Here is a 24,532-nt window from a genome sequence, read left to right as displayed (position 1 = left end):
AGACGGCGGTCTCGCAAGAGGATCGATCGCAACATCACTGCCTTTCACTCCGCCATCGCAGCAGCGATCGGCGAACGGCGGAGCCTTGTCCAAATGGATCGCGGTCTCGGGGAAGATGACATGACAGACGGAATCAACATCGACAACGTCATTCCGCGTTCGGATATCGTCAAGCGATCGGCCCGTATCGGCGCCGAAATCAGGAACATCAAGCTATCGGGCGATCTTCCGGATCGGACGATTGCGGCGATCAACCAGGTGCTGCTCGAGCACAAAGTCATCTTCTTCCGTGACCAGAATCATCTCGACGATGCCGAGCAGGAGCGTTTTGCCCATCGGCTCGGCAAGCTGGTGCCACATCCCACGGTCGGCGCCACCAAGGGAACGGCCTCGATCCTCGAACTTGACTCCGCGCGCGGAGGCGGGCGCGCCGACCAGTGGCATACCGACGTCACATTCGTCGACGCTTATCCGAAGATCTCAGTCTTGCGCGGCGTCGTGATCCCCGAGTTCGGCGGCGACACGATCTGGTCGAACACGGCGGCGTCCTATCTGGATCTGCCGGCTCCGCTGCGCATGGCCAAGATCCGCTTCGAGCATGTCCGCAAGGAGTTCGTGGTCCGCGGCAAGAATGGTGGGCCTGCGCAGAGCTTCACCGCGCTTGATGATATCACGCTGGATGTTCGTGCCGGCGAATTCCTGGCACTGGTCGGGCCGAGCGGCTGCGGCAAGTCGACCTTGCTGGATCTGCTCGGCGGACTGACGGCGCCGAGCAGCGGACGCATCCTGCTCGATGGCAACACCATCGAGGGGCCGGCGCGCGACCGCGGCATTGTGTTCCAGCAGTACGCGCTGTTCCCCTGGCGTACAGCCGCGCAGAACGTCGAGTTCGGGCTCGATATTGCGGGTCTCAAAGCCAGGGAGCGACGCGAGCGGGCTCTGCATTATCTCGATCTGGTCGGACTGTCCGGCTTTGCCGATCGCTATCCGCACGAACTCTCCGGCGGTATGAAGCAACGCGTTGCGATCGCGCGAAGCCTTGCCTACGATCCGGAGGTGCTGCTGATGGACGAGCCGTTTGCCGCGCTCGACGCACAGACGCGTGAGACGCTGCAAGGCGAGCTGCTGCGGATCTGGCGCAGGACCGGGAAAACCATCCTGTTCATCACGCACGGCATCGACGAGGCCGTCGTGCTCGGCCAGCGCGTGGCCGTGATGACCTCGCGCCCCGGCCGGATCAAGCAGATTGTCGATATTCCCGCCGAGAGGCACGAGGTGTGGTCCTTGCTGCGCGACGAAGTGTTGAAGGCGCAGGGCTCGCAGGTGCCCGCGCCGGACGGCGAGCGCGCAGGAAAGAAGGAGTTGGCCCATGTCTAATCTGGAGATCCTGACGCTGCTGGAACTCGCCGAGGGGAGTCCGAAGGATCGGGTCAGACCACGCGCCGGCGCGGTTGCCGCCGCGACGGGCAGCCTGGTGCGATGGTTCGGCACCATCGGGCAACGATCCCTGCTGCTACTGGTGTTCCTGGCTGTCTGGGAGACGACGCCGCGCCTCGGGTTGATCGACGTGACGTTCCTGCCGCCGTTCTCCGAGGTGATCGCCGCGGGCTGGCAACTCGCGCAGAGCGGTGAACTCTATGACGACGTCGGTGCAAGCCTGCTGCGAGCCCTGAGCGGCTTCCTGATCGCCATTGTCCTGTTCGTGCCGTTGGGTGTGCTGACGGGATGGTACGCCCGGCTGGGCGACTTCCTGAACCAGATCATCGAGATCGCCCGTAACACGGCGCCGCTGGCTCTGCTGCCGGTGTTTATTCTGCTCCTCGGGATCGGAGAGCTCTCGAAGGTCACCATGGTGGTTTATAGTTGCGCTTGGCCGTTACTTCTCAATACGATCGCAGCCGTGCGCCAGGTCGATCCGCTGCTGGTCAAGTCAGCGCGGACGATGGGCGCGACACCGAGCCAGTTGTTCCGGAAGGTGATCCTGCCGGCATCATTGCCGACGATCTTCGTCGGCATCCGTCTGGCGAGCGCATCCGCGATGCTGGTCCTGGTGGCGTCAGAAATGGTCGGCGCGAAATCGGGGCTCGGCTATCTCATCATCAACAGCCAATACAGCTTCCTGATCCCCCAGATGTATTTTGGCATCCTGGGCATTACCGTGATCGGCCTCGTCTTCAACGCGATCCTCGAGACGCTGGAACGCCGCCTGATGCGCTGGAAGGCGCCGGCCGCCTAACCCTGCTTGTTGCGGGCGGTGGCCTGCGTCACGATGCTGTTCGGCGGCACGTCCTGGGTGACCCAGACGTTGCCGCCGATCGTCGCGCCTCGGCCGATCGTGATCCGCCCGAGGATGGTTGCGCCGGCATAAATCACGACGTCGTCCTCGACGATCGGATGCCGTGCATCGCCCTTGATCAGATGGCCATCGTCGTCGGTTGGAAAGTGGCGCGCGCCGAGCGTCACGGCCTGATAGATCCGGACATTGTCGCCGATGATTGCGGTTTCCCCGATGACCACACCGGTCCCGTGATCAATGAAGAAGCCGGATCCGATGCTGGCGCCGGGGTGAATGTCGATCCCGGTTCTCGTATGAGCGATCTCCGCGACAAGTCGGGCGATCAAGCGCGCATTGAGCCCATCAAGGATATGTGCCAGCCGGTGATGGATGATCGCCGTCATGCCCGGATATCCGATCAGGATCTCCGGAAAGTTCCTGGCTGCGGGATCGCCGACGAAGGCGGCTCTCAGATCGGAGATCAGGAGTCCACGCACCACCGGCAGGCGCTCGCCGAACTGCCGCGTCAGCTCGACCGCGTCCTCGCGCCGGTAGCCCGGGATCAGCTCGTCACCGACGAATCGTGCGCCGCGGTGGATCTGGTCGCAAAGGCCGTCGAGGGCGATGCTCAGGCGATTGCCGACGAAATAGTCGATATTCTCGCCGTCGAGGTCGAACTGACCGTAATGCCTCGGAAACAGCGCCTCGGTGAGGCCATCCAGAATGGCTTGAAGCGCCTCGCGCGAGGGAGCGCGTCGCGCCTCTCCGTCGCGCCTTATGCTGTGTGTTTCTTCGCGCGAGAGGCGAAGCTCGGCGACAATCCTGTCAAGCTGCCAGCGCCCGCCGCTGGGCGATTCCGGCGGGTTATCTGACATGGGCCAACGGAATGCTGATCTCGGCGAGGAGGTCGAGGTCGAAGTCATGGGTGATCCTGATGTACTGGCCGTTCCAGTACACCAGGCCCGACAGCTCGTGGGACAGCTCGAAGCTCAACAGGCTGCCGATGATGATGCCATGCGAGTGCCGTTCGATGATTTCCTCGACCTTGCATTCGATGGTTGCGAGGGTGTCGCCAAGCAGCGGCACGCCGGCCGTCCCCGCGGACCATCGGATCCCGTCGAAGCGCTCGTGGCCCTTCAAGCTGCCGTCGCTGAAGCGCCCGGCGAGGGCCTGCTGATCCGATCCCAGAATGTTGACGCCGAATACGCTGTAACGCGCGATTCGAGCAAAGGACGAGGCCTGCCGGTTGACGCTGACTAGTAGCCGGGGCGGACTGGCGCTGAGCGATGTCAGGGACGTCACCGTCATGCCGGTGATGTCCTCGTCGCGGCCGGCCGTGATGATGGTGACGCCGCCGGCCAGGCGCCGCATCACGGCTCGAAACTGATGCTCGACCTCGTCATCGCCGCTGACCAGATGAATGTCGGACTTTCCCATCTGTCGCTCCTCGCATCGGACGCTGTGGATCGGCCTGCTCTCTCTCAGAAAAAGCCCTTCGGGGGCAATGGCGTGCCGTTGATCTCGAATTCTCCGATTGAGCGCGCCTTGTAGGTGGTCGGATTGTGCGAAGAGAGCGTGCGCGCATTGCGCCAGTGACGGTCGAAGTTGGTGACCTTCTTGGTCGCCGATGCGCCGCCGACATCGAACAGCAGGCTGCCACCTCGGATGGCGAAATCATCGGCGATGATCTTGGCCTTTGCCGAGAGCAGCGCGGCGGTGTGCGCCGCCTCTGTAGCGTTCGCCGCGCCGACGTCGAACGCATCGGTTGCAATGTCGAGCGCCTCGGCGGCCGCCAGCACCACCGTCTCGGCCGCAAAAGCGCCGCTGGCGATCTGGCCGACCGTCTGTTGCAGGAGCGGATCGTCGGTCGGGATCTCGGTGGGCGCGTAGTAAAACGTACGCTTGCGCGAGCGGACCAGGGCTGTCGCATCGCGCAGCGTCGCACGCGCAATACCCGCGACGATCGCCGTCAGAAACAGCTGCGCAAACGTGTTGGAATAGGGCACACCATAACCGCCGTCCGGCGTGTCGAACACCACTTCCTGGCGCCTGACCTTGACGCTGCGGAAGTGCGTGGTGCCGGTCGCCGTAAGCCGTTGTCCGAGCCCGTCCCAGTCATCGACCAGCTCGATGCCCTCGCGCTCGATCGGCACGATCGTGGCGCCCGTCGCACCGGACGGATCGGCCGCGCGCACCAGCACATAATCCGAGTACAACGTGCCTGTGCTGTAGTATTTGGTGCCGTTCAGCAGATAATCGCCGTTCCCGTCGGGCGTGAACGTCGTCCCGGGCGTGACATTGCCGACGCGCGGGCTTTCAAGCTCGGTCGTCGCAAGTCCGATGATGGCGCCCTCGGCGACCGCCTTCTGCCATTGCCGGCTCTGCTCGTCCTTGGGGGAACGCACCAGGCGCTCGACCACGCTGAAATGGTTGCGCAGGATATGCGCGACATTGGCGTCGGCCTCGCCGAGGCGGATGACGAAGGCGAAGAGATCGCGGATCGTGCTGCCGGCGCCACCGGCGTCCAACGGCAGCCGCAACGCACCAAGGCGGGCCCGGCGAATGAGATCGATGACCTCGAACGGCAGAATGCGGTCGCGCTCGCGGTCACTGGCGCCCTCGGCGATCTGGTTAAGGAGCGCCTCCAGCTCCGGCGAGCCGGTCTTGAGCGGTTCGGGTGTGCCGAGGGAGGGGGCGGACACGGTCTTGTTCATAGTGTTGGCCTGTTATTAGAGCTGGGCGAGATGGTCGGTCACCTTGACCGGCTCGGGTAGAACCTTGCGGGCCGCGAGCCAGTCGGCTGCCTTTTGCAGCTCGCTGATGAAGCGCTCGTCGTTGACCGCGAAGTACCGGTATTTGCGGTTCATCGCGATGAACTGGTCGCGGACCTGATCGCTGTATTTCCCCGCCTTCTGGGCGATGTACTCGGCATCCCTGCTGTTCTCCGAAATCCACTTGCCTTCGGCGCGGAAGGCGTCGTTCACCGCGCGGACGAGGGCGGGATTGTCGGTCGCGAATTTGCGGGTGGTCAGATAGGACGTGTAGTCGATCTGGAATTCGAGATCGCGGCCTTCCAGAAAGATGTCGTGCGCCTTGTATTCGAGCCGGGCGATGTCGACGCCAGGGCTCCACATCGACCAGGCGTCGACCTTGCCGGAGGCGAGCGCCGGCGCCGCATCAGGAGGATTGAGATAGACGAACTTCACCGCGGAGCGGTCGACCTTGTGTTTCTCGAGCGCCGCGACCAGCAGGAACTCGCCGAGGCCTGAGCGGTTGACCGCGACCGACTTGCCGACGAGATCTTCGATCCTGTCGATGCCCGAGCCGTCCTTGGCGATGATCGCTGTGGTGCGGGGCTCGTAGACCACGAACTGGGTGAACACCAGCGGCGAGCCGGCGATGATAGCGGCGAGCGCAGGCGTGGTGCTGCCGCCAAAGCTGAAATCTGCGCTGCCGCCCGTCACCGCCTGCAAGGTCGGCGCATGATTCGGGAAGGGGCCGAGCCACTCGACCTTGATGCCATCCTTGGCCAGCACCTTCTCGAACTCGCCGCGCTCCTTGGCGATCAGATTGAGGCCGCTCAGGCCCCAGGTCAGGCGGACCGTGTCGGTGGTACGGCCAGGCGCGGCCTGGGCGAATTCGCTGATATTCATGCCGGCGAGCGCGCCAATGCCAAAAGCTGCGGAGCCGAGGAAGCTGCGCCGGGATGGTTTGGCAGATGAAGTGTCGGACATGTTGGCCTTCCGGATGATTAGCTGGGAGAATGGGGGACCACGCCAAGCTCGCCGAGGAGCTCGGCGCGCGAGATGGGTGTCGAGCCGTCACGCACGGCGCGATGGTCGAAGGCGATCGCGCCGTTGCGCATCACGAGGATCCGATCGGCCAGCGCGATGGCTTCGTCGACATCGTGGGTGACGAGCAGGACGCCGGGCTGATGATTGGCAACCAGTTCGCGGACCAACTCGTGCATCCGGATACGAGTCAGCGCATCGAGGGCTGCAAACGGCTCGTCGAGCAACAGAAGCTCGGGCTGCTGCACCAGCGCGCGGGCGAGGGCAACGCGCTGGGCTTGCCCACCGGACAGATTGCGGGGCCAGTCGTCGAGCCTGTCACCGAGGCCGACCTCGCTAAGCGCTTCGGCGGCGCGTTCGCGAGGATCAGGAGCCCGCAAGCCGAGTGCCACATTGCGCCAGAGATTGTCCCACGGCAGCAGCCGATGCTCCTGAAACACCACGGCCGGCCGGCGGGGCGCCACGATACGGCCCCCCTGGATGGGGTCGAGCCCGGCCAGCGCCCGTAACAATGTTGTCTTGCCGCACCCGCTCTCGCCGAGCAGGGCGACGAATTCGCCACGATCGATGCGCAGGTTCAGCTTCTCGATCACGACGCGGCTGCCGTAGCTGCGAACGAGGTTGCGGACAACGACGGCCGGTCTGGATTCGAACGGCGCGGAGGGCTGCGGAGCGACGTGCACGTTCATCTCGCTGCTCCGTAATTCGGATGCCAGGCGAGGAGGCGCTGTTCGAGAAAGCGCGCAATGGCGTCGGCCGCGACGCCGACCAGCGCATAGATCACGATCGTCAGGACGATCACATCGGTGCGCAGGAATTCGCGGGCATCCATCGCGAGAAAGCCGATTCCCGACTGCGCGCCGATGGTTTCAGCCACCACCAGCGCGAGCCACGCCGTGGCAAGAGCGTAACGAACACCGGTCAGGATCGACGGCAGCGCGCCTGGAAGGATGATTCTGCGGATCAGTTGGAGCGAGCTTAGGCCCTGGACCCGTCCCAACTCGAGCAGCTTCGGATCGACCTGGCGGATGCCGAGCACGGTGTTGATGTAGATCGGGAACGTGACGCCAAGTGCGACAAGGAAGATCTTTTCCGCTTCGCCGACGCCCAGCCAGACGATGACGAGGGGGAGCGCGGCGAGGAAGGGGATGGCCCTGATCATCTGCACGCTGCGGTCGATCGCGGCTTCCGCTACCCGCGAGAAGCCGACAAGAACGCCCAGCGTGGCGCCAACAGCGGCACCGATCGCAAAGCCGGCTGCGGCACGCAGGAGGCTGACGCCGAGGTCGTTCAATAGGCTCCCGGTGGTCGCAAGCTTGAACGCTGTCCGGATGACCTTGCTCGGCGCGGGCAGAACCTGTGGCGAAAGCCATCCCGCCTGTGCAAGCGCCTCCCAGACAATCACGAGCATCGCGGGCGCGATCCAGGACAGGAGCTGAAGGCCGCGAGCACCAAGCTTGCTTGCTCGCGCCGGCGATTGAACGTTGCCCTGCGTTGACGGCGCGTTAGCCGCGCCGATCGCCGTACTGTCGATTTGGCTCAGTTCGATATTGCTCAAGACGCGAGACCTCGTTCCACCTCCTGCATCCGATCCGGGAGGTGCGACGCCAATGACTTGCCGTCCGCGGAAAATGTCCCACGAAATCGGCCCGACAGAAATAGAGCGCTATTTCAATTGTCATTCGATACGGAGTGATCTGCTGTCGTTGCGGCGCCGCTGCACGACAAAGAAAATCTTTTGAGGCGGATGTGCTTGATCTCGCATCAGCCGTTGGCGAGAACAGGTACCGATCGATAGCATGGCCAAAGAAAGTTACAGGAGAGCACGATGGCGACTGCACCTCTTCGCTTCGGCATTTGGGCGCTGGTGCATGGGCCGCGCGCGGCGCATCAGGATCCCGAAGAGCCTTATGATGCGTCCTGGGAGCGCAATCGCGATCTCATCCTTGCAGCCGAAGAGCTCGGTTATGATTCAACGCTGATCGCGCAGCACACCATCAACCCGCATCAGGAAGACCTCGATCAGCTCGAGGCCTGGAGTGCCGCGGCAGCGATCGCGGCGCTGACCAAGCGCATCGAGATCATTGCTGCGATCAAGCCCTATCTCTATCACCCCGTCGTGCTGGCGAAGCTCGCACTCGGGATCGAGAATATCAGCGGTGGCCGGTTTGCGATCAATCTGGTCAATGCCTGGAACCGTCCCGAACTGGAGAAGGCCGGGATCGGCTTCCCGGACCATGACGCTCGCTATGCCTACGGCCGCGAGTGGATATCTGTCGTCTCGCGTCTCATGGAAGGCGAACGTCTCAATTATGCGGGCGAGCATTTCAACGTCACGGACTATGCCCTGCGCCCGACCAGCCTGTATCGCAAGCGTCCGGCCATCTATGTCGGCGGTGAGTCCGAGCCGGCGCGCGGCCTCGTTGCAGGCCACGGCGACGTCTGGTTCATCAATGGCCAGCCGCTGGAGGATGTGGCTGGGTTGATTGCCGATGTCGCAGTGCGCCCGCGCGATGCCGCGCCGCCGCTCCGTTTCGGCTTGTCGGCCTTCGTCGTCGCACGCGAAACCCGGGAGCTGGCGCAGGCCGCTTACGAGCGGTTGCTGAGCCTCGCGGCAAAGGATGCGCCGATGAAGGCGATCCAGAAGCAGAACACCGACCCTGAGGTCGTGATGATGCAGACCATGCAGAAGACGCCGCGCGTTGGCAGCAATGGCGGTACTGCCGCGGGGCTGGTCGGGAGCTATGACGAGGTGGCGGAGCGCATCGAGGCGTTCCATGCGGCCGGCATCGAGCTCTTCATGCTGCAATTCCAGCCGTTCGAGGCCGAGATGCGGCGATTTGCACTCGAGGTAATTCCGCGCGTGCGGGCCAGGCGATCGGCCAAGGCCGCCGACGGGTGGGCTCGATCTCTGGGATAGATAGTCGGGACAGCTAGGCTGATGCGACCTCCGGCGACCGCTTCGCATATCGGCTCACTGGTCGCTGCAGGCCAAAATGATCGCGCAGCGTCGAGCCGGCGTACTCGGTGCGGAACAGCCCGCGACTCTGTAGGATGGGCACGACGGTATCGACGAAGGTCTCCAGACCGGACGGCAGTACGTCTGGCATGAGGTTGAAACCGTCGGCGGCACCCGCCTTGAACCAAGCCTCGATGTCGTCGGCGATCTGCTCCGGCGTGCCGACGATGATGCGATGTCCGACGCCGCCTCCGAGCGCGCGGATCAGCTGTCGGACTGTGAGATTGCCACGCCGTGCGATATTCACTGTGCCTTGGAACATGGTGTGGTTGGCATTGACCGGAAGCGGCAGGGGATCCGGCAGGGGCTTGTCGAGCTCGAGGAGGGTAGGGTCGATCTGAAGCGTGCCGGCCAACCGCGCCAGGCTGTATTCGATCGGTACCAGTTCCCAGAGCTCGTCCTGTCGCCGCTTGGCTTCGGCCTCGGTGCTGCCGATGACGGTGGCGAGCCCGGGCAGAATGACGATGGAATCGCCGGAACGACGATAGGACGCGGCGCGTGCGCGCAGATCGCGCGCATACGCGACGCCTTCCTCGATGCTCTGCGCCAGCGTGAATACGGCTTCTGCATAAGCTGCCGCGAAATCGCGCCCGTCATTCGAGCCACCCGCCTGCACCGTGACCGGTCGCCCCTGTGGTGAGCGTGGGACGTTCAGCGGTCCTGCCACCGAGTAATGCGGGCCGCGGTGCGCGATCGGGTGCACTTTCGACGTATCAACAAATCGCGCGCTCGCCTTGTCGCCCACAAAGGCGTCGTCCTCCCAGCTGTCGAACAATGCGTGGACGACTTCCGTGAACTCCTTGGCGCGTTCGTAGCGTGCCTTGTGTTCCAGTGCACCCGTGAGGCCGAAGTTGCGGCTTGATGCGGCATCTGCCGTGGTGACCGCGTTCCATCCCGAGCGGCCGCCGCTGGCGTGGTCGAGCGTCACGAAACGGCGTGCGATGTTGTAGGGCTCGTTGTAGGTCGTCGACACGGTCCCAATCAGACCGATGTGCCTGGTCGTTGCGGCAACTGTTGCCAGCACGATGGTCGGCTCCATCGACGTGAACGACCGGTAGTCGATGCGGTCGTTCACGGCTGGCGAGTCCGCCAGAAAGATAGCGTCAAACTTGCCGCGCTCGGCAATCTGAGCCACGCGCACATAATGACCGAGATCGAAGAAGGCGCGTGGATCGCTGTCGGGCAGTCGCCAGGCTGACGGATATACGCCGGAGTGAAGCAGGTTGACGTTCAGGTGCAATTGGCGTGGCGACATGGGGATTACAAAGGTCAGCTGGTTGTCGGGTCACGATGCGCAACGATCGTGCAGCATCGAATTGTCGGATTGGCGTTCGATGTCGTCGATTTCATCCACCGTCGGCGTGAGGGCTCGAATAATTTTTCAAACTTCATGTGCAGCCGTGGTCGCGACCGTTTGCATGTTGCGTTTGCGCGCGACGACGAATTACATCGCGATGCAACAAGAGATAACGCCTCGTGCAGATCGGATGAAGCGCAAACGAACGTCATCCTTCAATTGATGATGTTCGATGCGCCGATTGCAGGGGCAGCAGCAGAAACGATTGCGAGTGACGCGGATGAAGAAGAATAATTTGCTGGTGAGCGGCGTGGCGATTGCCTTGCTTGCGTCGAATGTAGCGTATGCCGAAGACAAGCCGGTTTCCGGAGGCGCGTTGCGGTGGGGCGTGACGACCGAGCCATCATGCTTCGATCCGCATTATTCGTCACAGCAGGCCGCGTTCTTCGTGGCCCGCAATTACATCGACTCGCTGATCGCGAAGAAGGCGGATGGCACGTTCGCACCCTGGCTTGCGACCGAGTGGTCGATTTCGACCGACGGCAAGGAATACACATACAAGCTGAGGGAAGACGTCGTCTTCCACGACGGGGAGAAGTTCGACGCTGCAGCGGTCAAAGCCAACTACGATTTCGTCAAGAAGCCCGAGAACGCGGTCACCGCGGTCTCGCTGCTCCAGGCCTACGATCGTGCCGAAGTGGTCTCGCCCTATGTGGTCAAACTGGTGTTGTCGACGCCGGATTCGAGTTTCCTGGAGTCGACGTCGAATGTGAAGCTCGGCCTGATTTCGCCGAAATCGCTGGTGAAGGGTGATCTCTGCGGAGGTGGACGCGGGTTGGCCGGCACGGGACCGTTCGTGTTCGAGAGCTACACGCGCGGCCAGTCCGCGGTGTTCGCGCGCAACGCGGCCTATAATTGGGCGCCTGGCAATGCCGCGCATAACGGACCTGCTCATCTGGACCGCGTCACTTTCCGCTTCCTCCCCGAATATGCCGTTCGCACGGGCGCATTGGCCTCGGGGCAGGTGGATCTGATCGAGGGCGTGCAGCCGACCGATGCGCCGCTGTTCGCGGAGCAGCCGGGCTTCAAGCTGCTGACCGGCCCGTCCGGCGCCAGCACGTCCTTCACCTTCAACATCAACTACACGCGCCCGCCGGCGGACGATGTTCGCGTGCGCCGCGCGCTGCGCGACGGTTTCGATCTGGAGCCGATCGTGAAGCAGGTCTATCTCGGCACCGTGCCGCGCGCCTGGTCGATCATCGGCCCGGCCAATCCCGCCTATAACAAGGCACTGGTCGGTTCCTGGGGCAACGACATTGCTGGCGCCAACAAGCTGCTCGACGAAGCCGGCTGGACCGGCCGCGATTCCGAAGGCTTCCGCACCAAGGACGGCAAGCGCCTCTCGGTCGAGGTCGGCTATCCGCAGCCCTATGTGCGCGACAATCGCGACATCCTTATCCAGGGCGTCCAGGCGGCGTTGCGCAAGAATGTCGGCCTCGATCTCAACCTGCGCCTGATCACGGCGGGCGAATACGCCAAGAACAACGCCAACGGCACCTGGGTGATCTATCCCAATACGGACAATCCGTCCGATCCTGCCCGCGAGCTCTGGGACATGCTGGGGTCGAAGGGCTTCCTCTATTCCAACATTCCCAATCCAGACCAGGAGATCACGAGCCAGATCGACGAGTCGTTGCGGACGACCGATCCCGTCCGCAAGCGGCAGCTCACCGACGCGATTCAGAAGCGGGGTGTGGACCAGGCCTTCATCGTGCCGTTGTTCGCGCCGAGCTGGTTCCTGGCGGCGAAGAGCAACGTCAACGGTCTGGGCTTCGAGGCCGGCCTCGACTCGCCGTCCAGCGCCTACGATTTCTGGATCGCGAAGAAGTAGGCCATGTGGTCCCGCATCGTCTCCAGGCTGTTCACCAGCCTGGTGGTGGCCTGGGCGAGCGTGACAGCAACGTTTCTCGCGTTGCATGCGCTGCCCGGCCGCATTCAGGACATCCTCGCCGGTGACGTCGAATATCCCGGCCTCCGTGAGGCGATCGCAGCCGAATGGGGCCTAGATCGCTCGTTGCCCGAGCAGTACGTCGAGTTCTTGTCGCGCATCCTCCGCGGCGATTTCGGCACGTCCTATGTGCTACGCCAGCCGGTGATCGAGGTCGTCGGATCGCAGCTTCTGCCGACCGTCGAGCTCGCGCTCACGGCCGGCGTGCTTGCGATCGTGATTGCCGGCTTTATCGCGCTGCTGACTGCGGGGCGAGGGCGGTTCTCGCGCGAGCTGGCCTCGTTCGTCGAACTGGTGTTCGCCTCGACGCCCGTCTTCTGGCTCGGCATCCTCCTGCTGATGGCATTCTCGTTCAATCTGCGCTGGTTTCCAGTATCGGGCGCGGAGGGGTGGAATTCCCTCGTGCTGCCGGCGATCACCCTGGCATTGCCGACCGCCGGCCTGCTGACGCAGGTTCTGCGTGAAGCCATGGAGAAGACGCTCGACCAGCCCTTCGTGACGACCGTGCGGTCGCGCGGCGTCGGCGAACTCGTCATTCGCTGGCGTCACGTGTTGCGGCACGCTCTTTTGCCGGCGGTGACGCTAGGCGGTTGGCTGATCGGCGGCCTGCTCGGCGGTGCGGTCATCACCGAGAAGGTGTTCGGCCGGCCAGGCCTCGGCACGGTAACGTTGGGCGCGGTGCTGACCCACGACGTGCCGGTCGTGCTCACCGTCGTGCTGCTCGCAGCCTTCATCCACGTCGCCGCGTCCACGCTGCTCGACATCCTCTATGTGCTGATCGACCCGAGATTGAGGGCCCAATGACCGCGCCGTCGCATCGCTCCTTCGACACGGCCGTACCGCTCGAGGCCCCGCAAGACCTCGTTGGCTTTGAGGCGTCACATTCTCTGGCTGCAATCGCTGTTCGGCGCCGTCTGCCGTTCGGGCTCGTCCTGTCCTTCGTCTTCGTCGCGTTCCTGATCGCGGCGTCGATCGCGCCTTCGCTGTTCACGCACTTCGATCCGCTCGTCGGCGATTTCAGCGAGGGCCTGAAGCCGCCGGGCTGGGCGCATCTGTTCGGGACCGATCGGCTCGGCCGCGACGTCTTCGCGCGGACCGTCTTCGGCACGCGCTACTCGCTCCTGATCGGGTTCGGCGGTGTTGCGGTCGGACTCGGATCGGGCATTGTCCTCGGCATCATCGCGGGCCAGCGCAATCGCATTCTGGATGAGGCCGTGTCGCGCCTGTTCGATATGCTGTCGTCATTTCCCGGCGTGCTGCTCGCCATGCTGATCGTGACCTTCCTCGGCCAAGGCATGCTCAACATCGCCATCGCGGTCGGCATCGCCGGCATCCCGAAATTTGGTCGCGTGGTGCGGGCGCAGACCCAGCTGATACGCGATGCCGATTACGTGACGCAGGCCGCGATCTACGGGTTGAGCCGCTGCCAAGTGTTCATCCGGCACGTCCTGCCCAACGTCCTTGTTGCCATCCCGATCATCGCCACCGTCTATATCGGCTCGACGATCCTGATCGTATCCGGCCTGAGCTTCCTCGGGCTCGGACCGCAGCCGCCGACGCCGGAATGGGGCGTGATGCTGGCGGAGAGCCGGGATGTGCTGCGCGTCGCCTGGTGGCCTGGAGTCTTCCCGGGCCTCGCCATCACCGCGACGGTGATCGCCTTCAGCGTGATCGGCAATCACCTACAACAGAGATTTGAAGGGCGGCTCGCATGAGCAGCGTAGGTTCGCAGATAGATCTGGCAGCGCCGATCGTCGAGGTGCAGGGACTGAGCATCGGCTTTGCCGGCGCCAATGGTGGCAAGCCGATCGTTGTTGATTTCGATCTGACGATCGGGCCCGGCGAATGCGTTGCCCTGGTCGGTGAATCCGGCTCGGGCAAGAGCATCACCGCGCGAAGCCTGCTCAATCTCGCCGGCGACGGTGCGAAGACCGCCGCGCACCGGTTCGAGATCAAGGGACGCGACGCTCGCAGCTTCGGCGAAGCCGACTGGCGCAAGCTGCGCGGGACCGTGACCGGGCTCGTCATGCAGGATGCTCTGGTCTCGCTCGATCCCTTGCGCACGATCGGCCAGGAGGTTGCCGAGGTCATTTCGAGCCATCGCATTCTGACCGATGCAGGCGCTATCCGGGATCGGACGCTGCAGACGCTCGGCAAGGTCGGCATTCCCAACCCCGCTGATCGTGCCCTGCAATATGCGCATCAATTGTCCGGTAGGCCTGCGCCAGCGTGCGCTGATCGCGTCGGCGATCGCGGCTGACCCCGATCTCATTATCGCGGACGAGCCGACGACCTCGCTCGACGTCACCGTCCAGGCGCAGGTGCTCCAGGTCTTGGCGGAGCGAATCCGGGAGGGGGCGGGTCTCCTGCTCATCAGTCACGATCTCGCGGTGGTCGCCGGCATCGCCGACCGTGTCATCGTGATGCGTGACGGCAGGGTGGTCGACAGCGGGCCGACTCGCGATGTCCTTACCCATCCGCGCCATCCCTATACGCGGCAGTTGATCGCGGCGGTTCCGTCGGGGCGGTCGCGCGGGTCCAGGCTCGCGTCGGCGAGGTTCGAGCCCGGTGCGGGTGATGCGACGGCGGTCTCCATCGTGCGGGAGCCCTTGCCGCAGCGACAGGCGGCAGGCGAGGTCGTGCTCGAAGTCAAGGAGATCTCGAAGAGTTTCATTGCGCCGAAAGCCGCCGGACGGGCGAAGTCGGTGGTCCTGCAGGACATCAGCTTCGATGTCAGGGCCGCCGAGGTCGTCGGCATCGTCGGCGAATCCGGCTCGGGAAAATCCACCTGTGCCAAGATCGTGCTCGGGCTGCTTCACCCGGATGACGGTGAGGTAACATTGCTCGGAGAGCCCTGGTCCTCGGTCGCGGAAGCCGGGCGCCGCCGGCTTCGTCGCAAGCTGCAATACATCCCGCAGGACGCACTTAGCAGCTTCGATCCGCGCTATCGCGTCAGGAACATCATTGCGGAAAATCTTCCGGGCGCCGATAGCCGCATGGCGCGCCTGGACCGGATCGTGTCGCTGCTCGAACTGGTCGGCCTGAGTGCCGATCATCTCGATCGGGTGCCGCGATCATTGTCCGGCGGCCAGCGTCAGCGGGTGTCGATCGCGCGGGCGCTAGCGGCTGAACCCGCCATCATCGTCTGCGACGAGCCGGTCTCGGCGCTCGACATCTGCATCCAGGCCCAGGTGCTCGATCTCCTGGCCGAGCTCCAATCGCGGCTCGGAACGGCGCTGCTGTTCATCTCGCATGATCTCGGCGTCATCGAGCATCTGTGCGACCGCGTGCTGGTCTTCCAGAACGGCCGCATCGTCGAGCAGGGTGGCGCCGAGGCCGTGCTCAGGCAACCGCAGCACGCCTACACAAGGAGCCTGCTGGCATCCGTGCCGGACATCCAGCGTGGCTTGAGCGCGGCCTAAGCTGGAAGTCAGGACCCCTTCGGCGCCCAGATCTTGATCGCCGTGGTATCGATCTTCACGGGGATCAGGCCCTCGGCGTGGAACGCGTCCGCAATGCGCTGCTGCTCGGACAGGCCCGGGCCGGTCACCGCGCCCACCTGATAGGAACGGTGGCTGTTGGCCTCTTCGACGGTCGCGGCGTCGATACCCCAGAGCCCGGCGAGCAATGTGGCCGCGTCCTTCGGCTGGGCCTTGACCCATTTTCCCGTCTGGGAGAGTTTTGCGAAGATCACGTTGAGCACCTCGGCGTGCTTGTCCGCATACGCGGCCGAAGCGAGATAGTAGCGCTTGTAGCTCGCGAGACCGTTGCTGCCGTCCGTCAGGATGCGGCCCTTTGTCTGGTGCAAGGCGCTGGTCAGGAACGGATCCCAGGCCACCCAGGCATCGACGTTGTTGCTAACGAACGCAGCGCGGCCGTCGGCGGGTGTCAGATAAGCGGGCGTGATGTCCTTGAAGTTGAGCCCGGATTTCGCCAGCGCCGCAAGCAGCAGATAGTGGCTGCCGGCGCCCTTGGTGACGGCGATCTTCTTGCCCTTGAGCTCAGCAATGGTCTTGATAGTTGAAGACTGTGGAACGACGATCGCTTGCGCTGCCGGCGAGGCGGCTTCTTCCGCGACATAGGCGAGCTTGGCGCCGGCGGCCTGCGCGAAGATCGGCACGGTGTCGGCGACGTCCGCGCCGAAATCGATGCTGCCGATGTTGATGGCTTCCAGCAGCGGCAGGCCGCTGCTGAATTCGTGCCAGGAGATGGTGACGCCGAGCGGCGCGAGGGCCTTCTCCAGCTCCCCGTTCGTCTTCAGGATCGCCGTTAGTGTCGAGGATTTTTGATAGCCGATGCGGATCTCCTCGGACCTCGCGGGCTGAACGGACGCCACGGCCAAGAGGCCGAGCGCAACCGCGGCAAGGGCTCGCAGGCGGAACGTGAGATGATGCATTTCGGGTATCCTGTTCAACGAAACTGCCTTGCCGTCTCGAGCTCTGTTTGGGGGAGACTGGACGGCTCACTTTGCCGGCAAACGGGTCCGCGTGGCAATTTCGCAGTCGGGCGCAGAAGGGAACGAACATTCTCTCGTGCGTCCGGAATTGAGAATGGAGTTATCGGCGCGGAAAGGATGTTGTCGTAGCGCACTGCCTGGACGCATCCGATCAGGGCGATGAGCGGGGAACACAGCTTGGCTCATCGCTGTTCTGCGCGGAGCGCTTCCGTGCGGCGTAGCTCTCGCCGGAAATCGCGAAGCTTACCAGCGCCATGATCCAGACGGACAGTCCGCCATAGAGCATCATCAGCCTGAAGCCGTGGATCAGCGCATTTTGCACGGCAGTTTCCGCTGCCGGCAGGAGGCTCAGCTCGGGGAAGTCGGACATGCCTGCGGTGCCGCCGGCGATCCGCTCCGCAAGGTGTTGCAGATGGCTGGCATCGAGCGCACCGGGAAGCGCGCTGCTCAGCCGGGAGGAAATGCCGGCGATCAGGATGAAGCCCATCAAGGCGATGTTGATGGCGAGCGCGATCATGCGGGCGCTCATGTCGATGCCCGATGCCATGCCGGCTCGCGTGCTCGACACCGCTCCCGTCGTGACGTTGGTCACCGGTGTGTTGGTGAGAGCAAGGCCAGCCCCCGCAAGCAGGCATCCTGGCGCCAGTGTCAACCAGGTAACATGCTCAACGCCGCTACCGGCCCACATCAGCATGAAGCCAAGTCCGATGACGAACAGGCCAACCGGAATGGCGATGCCGCCGCCGAACCTCAGCAATATCCGTTCGCCGAGCGGCGGAATCACAAGCGTCGGAAGCGTGTAAGTGAGAAGCGCAAGGCCAGCTGCGACGTTGTCGTAACCAAGGGCGCTGCGATAGAAGATCGGTAGGTAGATCATGAAGGGCCAGAAGCTGAAATTCATGCCGGCCGATCCGAGCAGCGCGCCCGAAAAGGCGCGTATCCGGAACACGGAGAAGTCGAACATCGGGCGGGCGCTATGCAACTCCGCTAACACGAAGGCGATGAAGCTCAGAACGGCCGTCGCGGCGACCGTAAGGCCGGTTGGGCCAGTGAAGCCGAAGTCGGGGCCTTCCGTGATATAGAAGGCGACGCAGAACACCGACGTCGAGAGCGTCGCAATGCCTGCGATGTCGAGGTGCTTTGCCTCGGGATCGCGCGACTCCCGCACGCCGGTCACGGCGAGCGCGATCGTGACGATTGCGATGAATGCGTGGATCAGGAACACCCATTGCCAGCCGGAGACCGCGACGATCGTCGCGCCGATGATCGGTCCGAAACCAAGACCGATGCCGAAGATGATCCCCCAGGCGGCGAAGGCGCGTGCGCGCTCGGGGCCTTCCCGGAATTGATGGGAGAGAACCGCGACCTGACAGATCAGCATCGCACCACCGCTCATGCCCTGGAAGAAGCGGCTGACGATGAGGAGGAGCGCGTCTTCCACCAGGCCGCAGATCAGGGAGGCGAGGCCGAACACGGCGATGCTGACCACGAATACAAGCTTTCTGCCATAGCGATCTGCCAGCGTGCCGGTTGCCATCAGCACCGTCGTGACCGCGATGGTGTAGGCATTCATGATCCATTGCAGCTGCTGGAAGCTGGCGTGCAGCACCGTCTCGAGCGTCGGCAGGATCGTCGGTACGCTGGATATCTCCAGGCCGAACATGAGGGACGCGAGGCACGCTGCGGCAAGGGCGATCGTGTTTCGTCGTGATGATAAGACCGTCAAGGCTGTGACCTCCAAACATGGTGTCGATTGCCAGCACGCATGCGCCATCGCTCGCTCCGGGAGGGATTGGCGTCCCGTGCGCTTAGGCCCGCGTCAGGCTGAGCGAACATAGGGGGCCCTTGACCACAGCAAAATCCGATCGATATAGATTTCAGAGACAACAAAGCCGGATGATGGAATGCTCTCGCTCGATGTCGATGCCGTCAGAGCCTTTGTGATGGTGGCCGACCTTCACAGCTTCACGCGCGCCGCCAAGGCGTTGGGGACGACGCAAGGCGCGATCAGCGTCAAGCTGAAGCGGCTCGAGGATCGCATCGGGCATCGGTTGCTCGAGCGGACGCCGCGATCGGTCCGGTTGTCTGCGCAAGGGACGGCTTTTCTGCAGGGCGCGCGGGAGCTGATCGTTGCTCACGAACGCGCGATCGCGGGGCTCAATGCGTCTCCGCGTCACTTCGGACTTGGTATCGCTGCGCATATCGCCGGGCCGGAAGTCCCAGCCCTGCTGTCACGTCTCCACGCGCACGATCCGAATTTGACCATCGAGGTCCAGCTCGACAATTCGCGCAACCTCCTCGACCTGTTCGACCAGGGACGGCTCGATGCGGCCATCGTCCAGCGCGAGGACGATCGTCGTGATGGCGAGACGCTGGCGCGTGAGCGCTTCGGCTGGTTTGCGGCGCAGGGGTTCGAGCACAGGCCGGGAGAGCCCTTACGTCTGGCTGCGCTGGCTCCGACCTGCGGCGTGCGCAACGTAGCCACGCAGGCGCTGGATACGGTCGGCATCAAATGGATCGAGGTGTTCCTGGGAGGCGGCTCTTCGGCGGTTCACGCCGCCGTCGTGGCGGGGCTCGCCATCGCGCCGCTGTCGTATCGGATCGCGCCGAGTGGCACGATCGACATCGGCGAGAAGCTTGGGCTTCCCAAGCTGCCGCCGTCCGAGGTCGTGCTTCATTCGTCCTTGACCGATCGGCGGTCACGGGCCGCCTTGGGGGCGCTGGCAGCCGCGTTCCGCGAGCATCGCACGCAGGCGTGAGCTCCGTCCTTGCTATTCGGCGGCGTCGGATTGGAGCGCAGTCGTCGAAGGCGCGCGCCGGAAGCTCGCGCCAGGATGTGTCGTGTGCAACCGCGGGCCGCGTCCCGGGAACAGCTTTTCGCGTAGCGTGCCGTCGCGATAGGCGGTCTTGTAGACGCCGCGCGATTGCAGCTCCGGCACCACGAGGTCGACGAAGGCGTTCAGCGACTCCGGCGCGACCAGGCGGAACAGGTTGAACCCGTCGACGTCGGTCTCGTCAGCCCAAGCGATCAGCTCGTCGGCGACGTCCTGCGGCGAGCCGACCACGAAGGGCGAGCGGGCGCCGGCGCGGCTCAATCTGGCGAGGTCGCCGACATTGACCGGCCGGTCGCTCCGGACCGTGAAATTCTCGACCATCGACTGGATGGCGTTGCTCTCGACATATTTGATCGGCTGGTCGGGCCGGTAGGTCGAGAAGTCGATGCCGGTCCAGCCCGACAACAAGGCGAGCTGGCCGGTTTGATCGACATGCCGTGCGTAGTCTTCGAGCAGATCATTCGCCTCAGACCGCGTCGGCGCCACGATCACGGTCGCGCCGGCAAACAGGCGGATGTCGTAGGGATCGCGGCCATAGGTCTTGGCCGCTTCTCGAATCTCGTGGACAGCGCGTGCGAGGATTGGCTTGGTCTGACCGTTGAGAAAGATCGCTTCCGAGTGCCGGGCGGCGAAGGCGCGGCCGCGCTTCGAGGTGCCGGCCTGATACAGCAACGGCGTTCGCTGCGGCGAGGGCTCGGCGAGATGGATGCCGTCGACCTTGAAGTAGGGACCATCATGCAGAACCCGGTGGAGCTTGGCGGGATCCGTGAAGACGCGGCTGCCGCGGTCGCGGCGAACCGCATCGTCCTCCCAGCTTCCCTCCCATAGCTTGTAAGCCGCGGTCAGAAAGTCCTCGGCCGCGTCATAGCGCTCGTCATGGGCGCGACCAGCCGGAAGGCCCATCCCACGCGCGCCGCTGTCGAGATAGCCCGTGACGATGTTCCAACCGATCCTGCCCTTGGTGAGATGGTCGAGCGTCGAAAACGTACGCGCGAGTTGATAGGGATGCTCGAAGGTCAGGTTCGATGTGATGCCGAAGCCGAGATTGCTGGTGACGAGCGCCATGGCGGATACGAGCAGCGTCGGATCCGCGTTCGGAAGCTGCACCGCATGCAGGGCGGCGGTATCGGCCGTGCCGCCATAGACGTCGTAAACGCCGAACACATCTGCCAGGAAGATGCCATCGAGAAGTCCGCGTTCCGCGGTCCTGGCGTAGTCGACCCAATAATCGAGCGTGTTGTAGTCGATGGACGCATCGCGCGGATGAGACCACAGGCCCGCCCAATTGTGGCTGGGCGCAGTCATGTTGAAAGCGTTAAAGCGCAGCTCGCGCGGTCTCGTCATGGTCGGGCCCAATCGTCAATCGCAAAGAACATCTGTTCGCGTGAGCATTTTTAACATTTTGCACGAGCGAGTTTGTTTCCAATTCGGTGAAGGACCGGGAACAAACGCGTTGCGAAGCTGCAATGACGCAGCACGCGCATCGCTATTTTTCAGACACGCTCGACAGCAGCAGAATCCGACCGCATCATTTTCGTCGACAAGCACGGCTTGCCGCGCATGGCGCGCTCTCGAGATCGAAAGGGATTGCAGATGACCTTGGAGACCCGGAACTTCGAGACGCTGGCGTTGCATGGCGGATCCTACCGCTCCGACCCCGCCACCGGCGCGGTCGCGGTTCCGATCTATCAGACCACGTCGTTCCAGTTCGAGAATGCCGATCACGCCTCGCGCCTGTTCGCGCTCGAGCAGCTCGGACCGATCTACACCCGTATCGGCAATCCAACCCAGCAGGCCTTTGAGGATCGGCTTGCTGCACTCGAGGGTGGGGCGGCCGCCCTCGCAGTTGCCTCTGGACAGACGGCTTCCGCCTTCGCGATCTTCAACATTGCCCAGGCCGGCGACAATATCGTGTCCTCGACCGCTCTCTACGGCGGCACCTGGACGCTGCTATCGCAGACCCTGAAGCAGTTCGGCATCGAAGTGCGCTTTGTCGATCCCGCCGATCCCGAAAACTTCCGTCGCGCGACCGACGCCAAGACGCGCGCTTATTTCGGCGAGACGCTTCCGAATCCCAAGCTACACGTATTCCCGATCAAGGAGGTCGCGGACATTGGCCGCTCGCTTGGCGTGCCGCTGATCCTCGACAACACGGCGTCGCCGCTGATCGCACGCCCGTTTGAGCATGGCGCTGCGGTGGTGGTCTATTCGACCACGAAGTATATCGGAGGCCACGGCACCGCGATCGGTGGCGCCATCGTCGACGGCGGCAACTTCGACTGGGCCGCGCATGCCGATCGCTTTCCGCTTCTGAACAAGCCCGACGAGGCCTACCACGGCGCGATCTGGACTGAGGCCGCGAAGCCGCTTGGCCCGATCGCCTACATCTTGCGAGCCCGCGTCAAGCTGCTGCGCGACCTCGGCGCATCGATCGCGCCGCAAAATGCCTTCCAGTTCATCCAGGGCCTCGAAACCCTGCCGCTGCGCATCCGCCAGCACAACGAGAATGCGGTGAAGGTCGCGAACTTCCTCGCCAAGCACGCCTCGGTCTCGAACGTGATCTTCCCCGGTCTGCAAAACGGAGAGAACCGGCGCAGGGCGGACGCCTATCTGAAGGGCGGCTATGGCGGGCTGGTCGGCTTCGAGCTGAAGGGGGGCGTCGAGGCCGGCCGTCGCTTCGTCGACGCGCTCAAGCTGTTCTATCACGTCGCCAATATCGGCGATGCCAGGTCGTTAGCCATTCATCCTGCATCGACGACGCATCAGCAACTGACCGCAGCCGAGCAGCTCGCCGCCGGGGTCACGCCCGGCTACGTACGCCTGTCGGTGGGGATCGAGCATCCCGACGACATCTTGGCGGATCTCGGTCAGGCGCTCGCACAGGCCGACGTTGGGGCGCGCAAGGCTGCGTAAGGCACATCATCTGAATCGTAATGGGACTTGAGATCATGAAAATTCTTCGTCGCACCGCCCAGGCCGCAGGTCTCTGGCTTGCTCTCACGGCGGCCGCCTTCGCCGGCGAGCCGCTGAAGATCGCGACCAGCGCCGGCCCGGTTGGGCAATTGGCGTCCTTTGCCGCCAAGCTCGCCAAGGAGAAAGGGCAGGACGTCAAGATCGTCGAGCTGTCGGACTGGGTGGCATTGAACGAGGTCGTGAACAGCGGCGATGTCGACGCCAATCTGTTCCAGCATGCAACCTATCTCGCGCTTCAGAATAGGCAACGCGGCTTCAACCTTGTGCAGGTCGACAAGGTCGGCGTCATTGCGCCGGTCGGCCTGTTCTCGAAGAAGATCAAGAAGCTCGACGACATCAAGTCCGGCGACAGCGTCGCCATTCCGAACGAGCCGCTCAACGGCGCACGCGGGCTGATCCTGCTCGAGCGGGCCGGGCTGATCAAGCTGGCGCCCGGTAAGGGCTTCTCGGTCAGCAAGTTCGACATCATCGAGAATCCAAAGAACCTCAAGATCGTCGAGCTCGACCCCGCCCAAACCTATCGGTCGCTCGACGACGTAACGTTGGCGCTCGTCAACATCACCTACCTCATTCCGGCCGGCGGGGATTCCAAATCTGCGCTCATCGTCGACCGCACCGTTGATGACGGGCTCGTGCTGCGCTTCACGGCCCGGCCCGACAAGAAGGACGATCCGCGCCTGAAGGCATTTATCCAGGTGTTCAACTCGCCGGAAGTGAAGCAGTTCATCGAGGAGAAGATCCCGGCCTTCATCCCGGCGGGGTTCAGCAGCTAGGAGAGCGCCGTCCGTTGGGAAACTGCACCGTGATCTATGTCGTCGACGTCAATCAGATGAGCTTTGCCTTCGTGGCGGGAAGTGAGAGGCACGCATCGGAGATTGCAGGCTCGCCGGGGTTTGTGCAGGCTATGGATCGTTTCTTCCTTCAAGGCTCCAAGGGTTCGAACCATCGTCCGCGTGCTGCGACGGTTCAGGAACTTGCTCTCTTCAACGACATGTCGTCTGAGTTCGCGGATGCCACGGCGGACGTCCTGGTTGCCCGCGTCGGTTAGACGTCGGAACAGATTATCGCTCGATAAGGAGATCGTAGACCATGAGACGTCGCTTGTTGCTCGTGATGGCCGCCTTTGCACTATTCACCGCGCCGGCCTTCGCGGATCAGAAGATCAAGGTCGGGATATCGGGCGGCGATGCCGAAATCATCTGGGCGAAGGTGAAGGAGATCGCGGCCAAGGACGGCCTCGATGTGCAGGTCGTCGTCTTCAACGATTATCTGTTGCCCAATGCCGCGCTGGATGTCGGCGATCTCGATGCGAATGCCTTCCAGCACAAGCCGTTCCTGGACAACCAGATCAAGACCAGGGGATACAAGATCGTCGCCGTCGGCGAGACGATCGTCGCACCGATCGGGCTCTATTCCCGCAAGGCGAAGTCGGTTGCCGAGATCAAGGAGGGGGCGTCGATCGGCATCCCCAACGATCCGTCGAACGGTGGCCGGGCCCTGCGGCTGCTTCAGGCCGAAAAGCTGATCGAGCTCAAGGACGGCGTGGGGATCCTGCCGACCGCGCTCGATGTGACCGCAAATCCAAAGAAGCTCAGGATCCGTGAAATCGACGCCGCCCAACTGCCGCGCAGCCTGGACGACGTCGATGCTGCGGTCATCAACACCAATTACGCCGTCCCCGCCGGCCTCATTCCCGGCAAGGAATCCATCGCAATCGAATCCTCGGTCAACAATCCCTACAGCAACTTCATCGCCGTTCGCGAGAAGGACAAGGATGCTCCCTGGGTCGCGAAGCTGGTGCGTGCCTATCAGAACGATACGGTCCGCCAGACCATCAAGGACAAACTGCCGGGTCAGATACCCGCGTTCTGAACAGATT

Annotated in this window: 24 protein-coding genes; 14 read left to right on the top strand and 10 right to left on the bottom strand. The window is 63.5% G+C overall.

Translation table 11 applies throughout. The annotated features are described in order from the left end of the window. Nucleotides 1-93 precede the first annotated feature (93 nt). Together AB7531_RS28950 and AB7531_RS28945 are read left to right on the top strand one after the other, a co-directional pair. On the top strand, nt 94-1,377 hold the full coding sequence (locus tag AB7531_RS28950) for an ATP-binding cassette domain-containing protein (protein WP_441280199.1): 1,284 nt from the start codon (nt 94-96) through the stop codon (nt 1,375-1,377). After that, nucleotides 1,370-2,236, top strand: coding sequence for an ABC transporter permease (locus AB7531_RS28945; protein WP_063984176.1), 867 nt, complete (start codon nt 1,370-1,372; stop codon nt 2,234-2,236). Before AB7531_RS28950 ends, AB7531_RS28945 begins: the two co-directional genes overlap by 8 nt. Here AB7531_RS28945 and epsC read toward each other — a convergent pair. Genes epsC through AB7531_RS28915 form a run of 6 tightly spaced genes read right to left on the bottom strand, consistent with a single transcriptional unit; the run spans nt 2,233 to nt 7,477 of the window. Next, nucleotides 2,233-3,150: a serine O-acetyltransferase EpsC gene (gene epsC, locus AB7531_RS28940; protein WP_166352076.1), complete on the bottom strand. Its 918-nt coding sequence runs from the start codon at nt 3,148-3,150 to the stop codon at nt 2,233-2,235. The genes AB7531_RS28945 and epsC overlap by 4 nt on opposite strands. Next, nucleotides 3,140-3,712: a flavin reductase family protein gene (locus AB7531_RS28935; RefSeq protein ID WP_063984174.1), complete on the bottom strand. Its 573-nt coding sequence runs from the start codon at nt 3,710-3,712 to the stop codon at nt 3,140-3,142. The genes epsC and AB7531_RS28935 overlap by 11 nt, the downstream gene beginning before the upstream one ends. Before the next feature lie 44 nt (nt 3,713-3,756). Further along, on the bottom strand, nt 3,757-4,989 hold the full coding sequence (locus AB7531_RS28930) for an acyl-CoA dehydrogenase family protein (protein ID WP_063984173.1): 1,233 nt from the start codon (nt 4,987-4,989) through the stop codon (nt 3,757-3,759). 15 nt (nt 4,990-5,004) lie between these two features. Continuing rightward, on the bottom strand, nt 5,005-6,009 hold the full coding sequence (locus AB7531_RS28925) for an NrtA/SsuA/CpmA family ABC transporter substrate-binding protein (RefSeq protein WP_063984172.1): 1,005 nt from the start codon (nt 6,007-6,009) through the stop codon (nt 5,005-5,007). A 17-nt stretch (nt 6,010-6,026) separates the two neighbouring features. Then, nucleotides 6,027-6,755, bottom strand: coding sequence for an ABC transporter ATP-binding protein (locus AB7531_RS28920; RefSeq protein ID WP_063984171.1), 729 nt, complete (start codon nt 6,753-6,755; stop codon nt 6,027-6,029). After that, nucleotides 6,752-7,477, bottom strand: coding sequence for an ABC transporter permease subunit (locus tag AB7531_RS28915; RefSeq protein WP_063986497.1), 726 nt, complete (start codon nt 7,475-7,477; stop codon nt 6,752-6,754). Before AB7531_RS28915 ends, AB7531_RS28920 begins: the two co-directional genes overlap by 4 nt. A 417-nt stretch (nt 7,478-7,894) precedes the next feature. Between AB7531_RS28915 and AB7531_RS28910 the strand changes: the two genes are divergently transcribed. After that, on the top strand, nt 7,895-8,986 hold the full coding sequence (locus tag AB7531_RS28910; RefSeq protein ID WP_063984170.1) for an LLM class flavin-dependent oxidoreductase: 1,092 nt from the start codon (nt 7,895-7,897) through the stop codon (nt 8,984-8,986). A gap of 13 nt (nt 8,987-8,999) precedes the next feature. On the opposite strand, the gene AB7531_RS28905 is transcribed toward AB7531_RS28910, so the two are convergent. Continuing rightward, the gene (locus AB7531_RS28905; RefSeq protein ID WP_063984169.1) at nt 9,000-10,340 is read right to left on the bottom strand and encodes an LLM class flavin-dependent oxidoreductase; all 1,341 of its coding nucleotides are present in this window, start codon (nt 10,338-10,340) and stop codon (nt 9,000-9,002) included. On the opposite strand from AB7531_RS28905, the gene AB7531_RS28900 reads away from it, so the two are divergent. Genes AB7531_RS28900 through AB7531_RS28875 form a run of 6 tightly spaced genes read left to right on the top strand, consistent with a single transcriptional unit; the run spans nt 10,299 to nt 15,812 of the window. Continuing rightward, nucleotides 10,299-10,676, top strand: coding sequence for a hypothetical protein (locus AB7531_RS28900; protein ID WP_187388103.1), 378 nt, complete (start codon nt 10,299-10,301; stop codon nt 10,674-10,676). The two genes, AB7531_RS28905 and AB7531_RS28900, sit on opposite strands and share 42 nt — an antisense overlap. Beyond that, nucleotides 10,663-12,273: an ABC transporter substrate-binding protein gene (locus tag AB7531_RS28895; protein WP_063984168.1), complete on the top strand. Its 1,611-nt coding sequence runs from the start codon at nt 10,663-10,665 to the stop codon at nt 12,271-12,273. The genes AB7531_RS28900 and AB7531_RS28895 overlap by 14 nt, the downstream gene beginning before the upstream one ends. 3 nt (nt 12,274-12,276) lie before the next feature. Then, a complete protein-coding gene (locus AB7531_RS28890; protein ID WP_063984167.1) occupies nt 12,277-13,194 on the top strand; it encodes an ABC transporter permease in 918 nt (305 codons plus the stop codon). Continuing rightward, nucleotides 13,191-14,105: an ABC transporter permease gene (locus AB7531_RS28885; protein ID WP_084795211.1), complete on the top strand. Its 915-nt coding sequence runs from the start codon at nt 13,191-13,193 to the stop codon at nt 14,103-14,105. Before AB7531_RS28890 ends, AB7531_RS28885 begins: the two co-directional genes overlap by 4 nt. Next, a complete protein-coding gene (locus AB7531_RS28880; protein ID WP_231144539.1) occupies nt 14,102-14,650 on the top strand; it encodes an ATP-binding cassette domain-containing protein in 549 nt (182 codons plus the stop codon). The genes AB7531_RS28885 and AB7531_RS28880 overlap by 4 nt, the downstream gene beginning before the upstream one ends. Then, nucleotides 14,586-15,812: an ATP-binding cassette domain-containing protein gene (locus AB7531_RS28875; protein ID WP_231144540.1), complete on the top strand. Its 1,227-nt coding sequence runs from the start codon at nt 14,586-14,588 to the stop codon at nt 15,810-15,812. Before AB7531_RS28880 ends, AB7531_RS28875 begins: the two co-directional genes overlap by 65 nt. 8 nt (nt 15,813-15,820) lie before the next feature. Here the strand turns inward: AB7531_RS28875 and AB7531_RS28870 are convergent, their stop codons facing one another. Both AB7531_RS28870 and AB7531_RS28865 read right to left on the bottom strand, forming a co-directional pair. After that, a complete protein-coding gene (locus tag AB7531_RS28870; RefSeq protein WP_063984166.1) occupies nt 15,821-16,786 on the bottom strand; it encodes an aliphatic sulfonate ABC transporter substrate-binding protein in 966 nt (321 codons plus the stop codon). 211 nt (nt 16,787-16,997) lie between these two features. Further along, nucleotides 16,998-18,620: an MFS transporter gene (locus AB7531_RS28865; RefSeq protein WP_063984165.1), complete on the bottom strand. Its 1,623-nt coding sequence runs from the start codon at nt 18,618-18,620 to the stop codon at nt 16,998-17,000. A gap of 130 nt (nt 18,621-18,750) precedes the next feature. On the opposite strand from AB7531_RS28865, the gene AB7531_RS28860 reads away from it, so the two are divergent. Next, nucleotides 18,751-19,605 carry a LysR family transcriptional regulator gene (locus AB7531_RS28860; protein WP_063984164.1) on the top strand — a complete coding sequence of 285 codons (855 nt, stop codon included), beginning with the start codon at nt 18,751-18,753 and terminating at the stop codon, nt 19,603-19,605. 12 nt (nt 19,606-19,617) lie between these two features. Here AB7531_RS28860 and AB7531_RS28855 read toward each other — a convergent pair whose 3' ends face one another. After that, a complete protein-coding gene (locus tag AB7531_RS28855; RefSeq protein WP_063984163.1) occupies nt 19,618-21,024 on the bottom strand; it encodes an LLM class flavin-dependent oxidoreductase in 1,407 nt (468 codons plus the stop codon). A 249-nt stretch (nt 21,025-21,273) separates the two neighbouring features. Between AB7531_RS28855 and AB7531_RS28850 the strand changes: the two genes are divergently transcribed. The 4 genes from AB7531_RS28850 to AB7531_RS28835 are packed head-to-tail and all read left to right on the top strand — an operon-like array spanning nt 21,274 to nt 24,525. Next, on the top strand, nt 21,274-22,593 hold the full coding sequence (locus tag AB7531_RS28850) for an O-acetylhomoserine aminocarboxypropyltransferase/cysteine synthase family protein (RefSeq protein WP_283018604.1): 1,320 nt from the start codon (nt 21,274-21,276) through the stop codon (nt 22,591-22,593). Between the two features lie 35 nt (nt 22,594-22,628). After that, complete coding sequence (locus AB7531_RS28845; RefSeq protein WP_441280198.1) at nt 22,629-23,426, top strand: MetQ/NlpA family ABC transporter substrate-binding protein; 798 nt, start codon at nt 22,629-22,631, stop codon at nt 23,424-23,426. 29 nt (nt 23,427-23,455) lie between these two features. Further along, a complete protein-coding gene (locus AB7531_RS28840) occupies nt 23,456-23,701 on the top strand; it encodes a hypothetical protein (RefSeq protein WP_063984162.1) in 246 nt (81 codons plus the stop codon). A gap of 41 nt (nt 23,702-23,742) precedes the next feature. Further along, a complete protein-coding gene (locus AB7531_RS28835; protein ID WP_063984161.1) occupies nt 23,743-24,525 on the top strand; it encodes a MetQ/NlpA family ABC transporter substrate-binding protein in 783 nt (260 codons plus the stop codon). Nucleotides 24,526-24,532 lie beyond the last annotated feature (7 nt).

The organism is Bradyrhizobium sp. 63_E2_N1_3 (genome assembly GCF_052076005.1).
In the GTDB taxonomy this organism is placed as follows: Bacteria; Pseudomonadota; Alphaproteobacteria; order Rhizobiales; family Xanthobacteraceae; genus Bradyrhizobium; species Bradyrhizobium barranii.
The sequence above is the reverse complement of the archived record's forward strand: the minus strand, read 5'-3'. Positions and strand labels throughout refer to the sequence as shown.

Bases quoted from the DNA above. Each gene is read 5' to 3' on its own strand.
- AB7531_RS28910 (WP_063984170.1), top strand. From the start codon at position 7,895: ATGGCGACTGCACCTCTTCGCTTCGGCATTTGGGCGCTGGTGCATGGG.
- epsC (WP_166352076.1), bottom strand. From the start codon at position 3,150: ATGTCAGATAACCCGCCGGAATCGCCCAGCGGCGGGCGCTGGCAGCTT.
- AB7531_RS28925 (WP_063984172.1), bottom strand. From the start codon at position 6,009: ATGTCCGACACTTCATCTGCCAAACCATCCCGGCGCAGCTTCCTCGGC.
- AB7531_RS28895 (WP_063984168.1), top strand. From the start codon at position 10,663: ATGAAGAAGAATAATTTGCTGGTGAGCGGCGTGGCGATTGCCTTGCTT.
- AB7531_RS28870 (WP_063984166.1), bottom strand. From the start codon at position 16,786: ATGCATCATCTCACGTTCCGCCTGCGAGCCCTTGCCGCGGTTGCGCTC.
- AB7531_RS28920 (WP_063984171.1), bottom strand. From the start codon at position 6,755: ATGAACGTGCACGTCGCTCCGCAGCCCTCCGCGCCGTTCGAATCCAGA.
- AB7531_RS28905 (WP_063984169.1), bottom strand. From the start codon at position 10,340: ATGTCGCCACGCCAATTGCACCTGAACGTCAACCTGCTTCACTCCGGC.
- AB7531_RS28950 (WP_441280199.1), top strand. From the start codon at position 94: ATGGATCGCGGTCTCGGGGAAGATGACATGACAGACGGAATCAACATC.
- AB7531_RS28855 (WP_063984163.1), bottom strand. From the start codon at position 21,024: ATGACGAGACCGCGCGAGCTGCGCTTTAACGCTTTCAACATGACTGCG.
- AB7531_RS28865 (WP_063984165.1), bottom strand. From the start codon at position 18,620: ATGGCGCATGCGTGCTGGCAATCGACACCATGTTTGGAGGTCACAGCC.
- AB7531_RS28875 (WP_231144540.1), top strand. From the start codon at position 14,586: ATGCGCATCAATTGTCCGGTAGGCCTGCGCCAGCGTGCGCTGATCGCG.
- AB7531_RS28930 (WP_063984173.1), bottom strand. From the start codon at position 4,989: ATGAACAAGACCGTGTCCGCCCCCTCCCTCGGCACACCCGAACCGCTC.
- AB7531_RS28945 (WP_063984176.1), top strand. From the start codon at position 1,370: ATGTCTAATCTGGAGATCCTGACGCTGCTGGAACTCGCCGAGGGGAGT.
- AB7531_RS28860 (WP_063984164.1), top strand. From the start codon at position 18,751: ATGCTCTCGCTCGATGTCGATGCCGTCAGAGCCTTTGTGATGGTGGCC.
- AB7531_RS28850 (WP_283018604.1), top strand. From the start codon at position 21,274: ATGACCTTGGAGACCCGGAACTTCGAGACGCTGGCGTTGCATGGCGGA.
- AB7531_RS28880 (WP_231144539.1), top strand. From the start codon at position 14,102: ATGAGCAGCGTAGGTTCGCAGATAGATCTGGCAGCGCCGATCGTCGAG.
- AB7531_RS28885 (WP_084795211.1), top strand. From the start codon at position 13,191: ATGACCGCGCCGTCGCATCGCTCCTTCGACACGGCCGTACCGCTCGAG.
- AB7531_RS28935 (WP_063984174.1), bottom strand. From the start codon at position 3,712: ATGGGAAAGTCCGACATTCATCTGGTCAGCGGCGATGACGAGGTCGAG.
- AB7531_RS28915 (WP_063986497.1), bottom strand. From the start codon at position 7,477: ATGCTCGTGATTGTCTGGGAGGCGCTTGCACAGGCGGGATGGCTTTCG.
- AB7531_RS28835 (WP_063984161.1), top strand. From the start codon at position 23,743: ATGAGACGTCGCTTGTTGCTCGTGATGGCCGCCTTTGCACTATTCACC.
- AB7531_RS28845 (WP_441280198.1), top strand. From the start codon at position 22,629: ATGAAAATTCTTCGTCGCACCGCCCAGGCCGCAGGTCTCTGGCTTGCT.
- AB7531_RS28890 (WP_063984167.1), top strand. From the start codon at position 12,277: ATGTGGTCCCGCATCGTCTCCAGGCTGTTCACCAGCCTGGTGGTGGCC.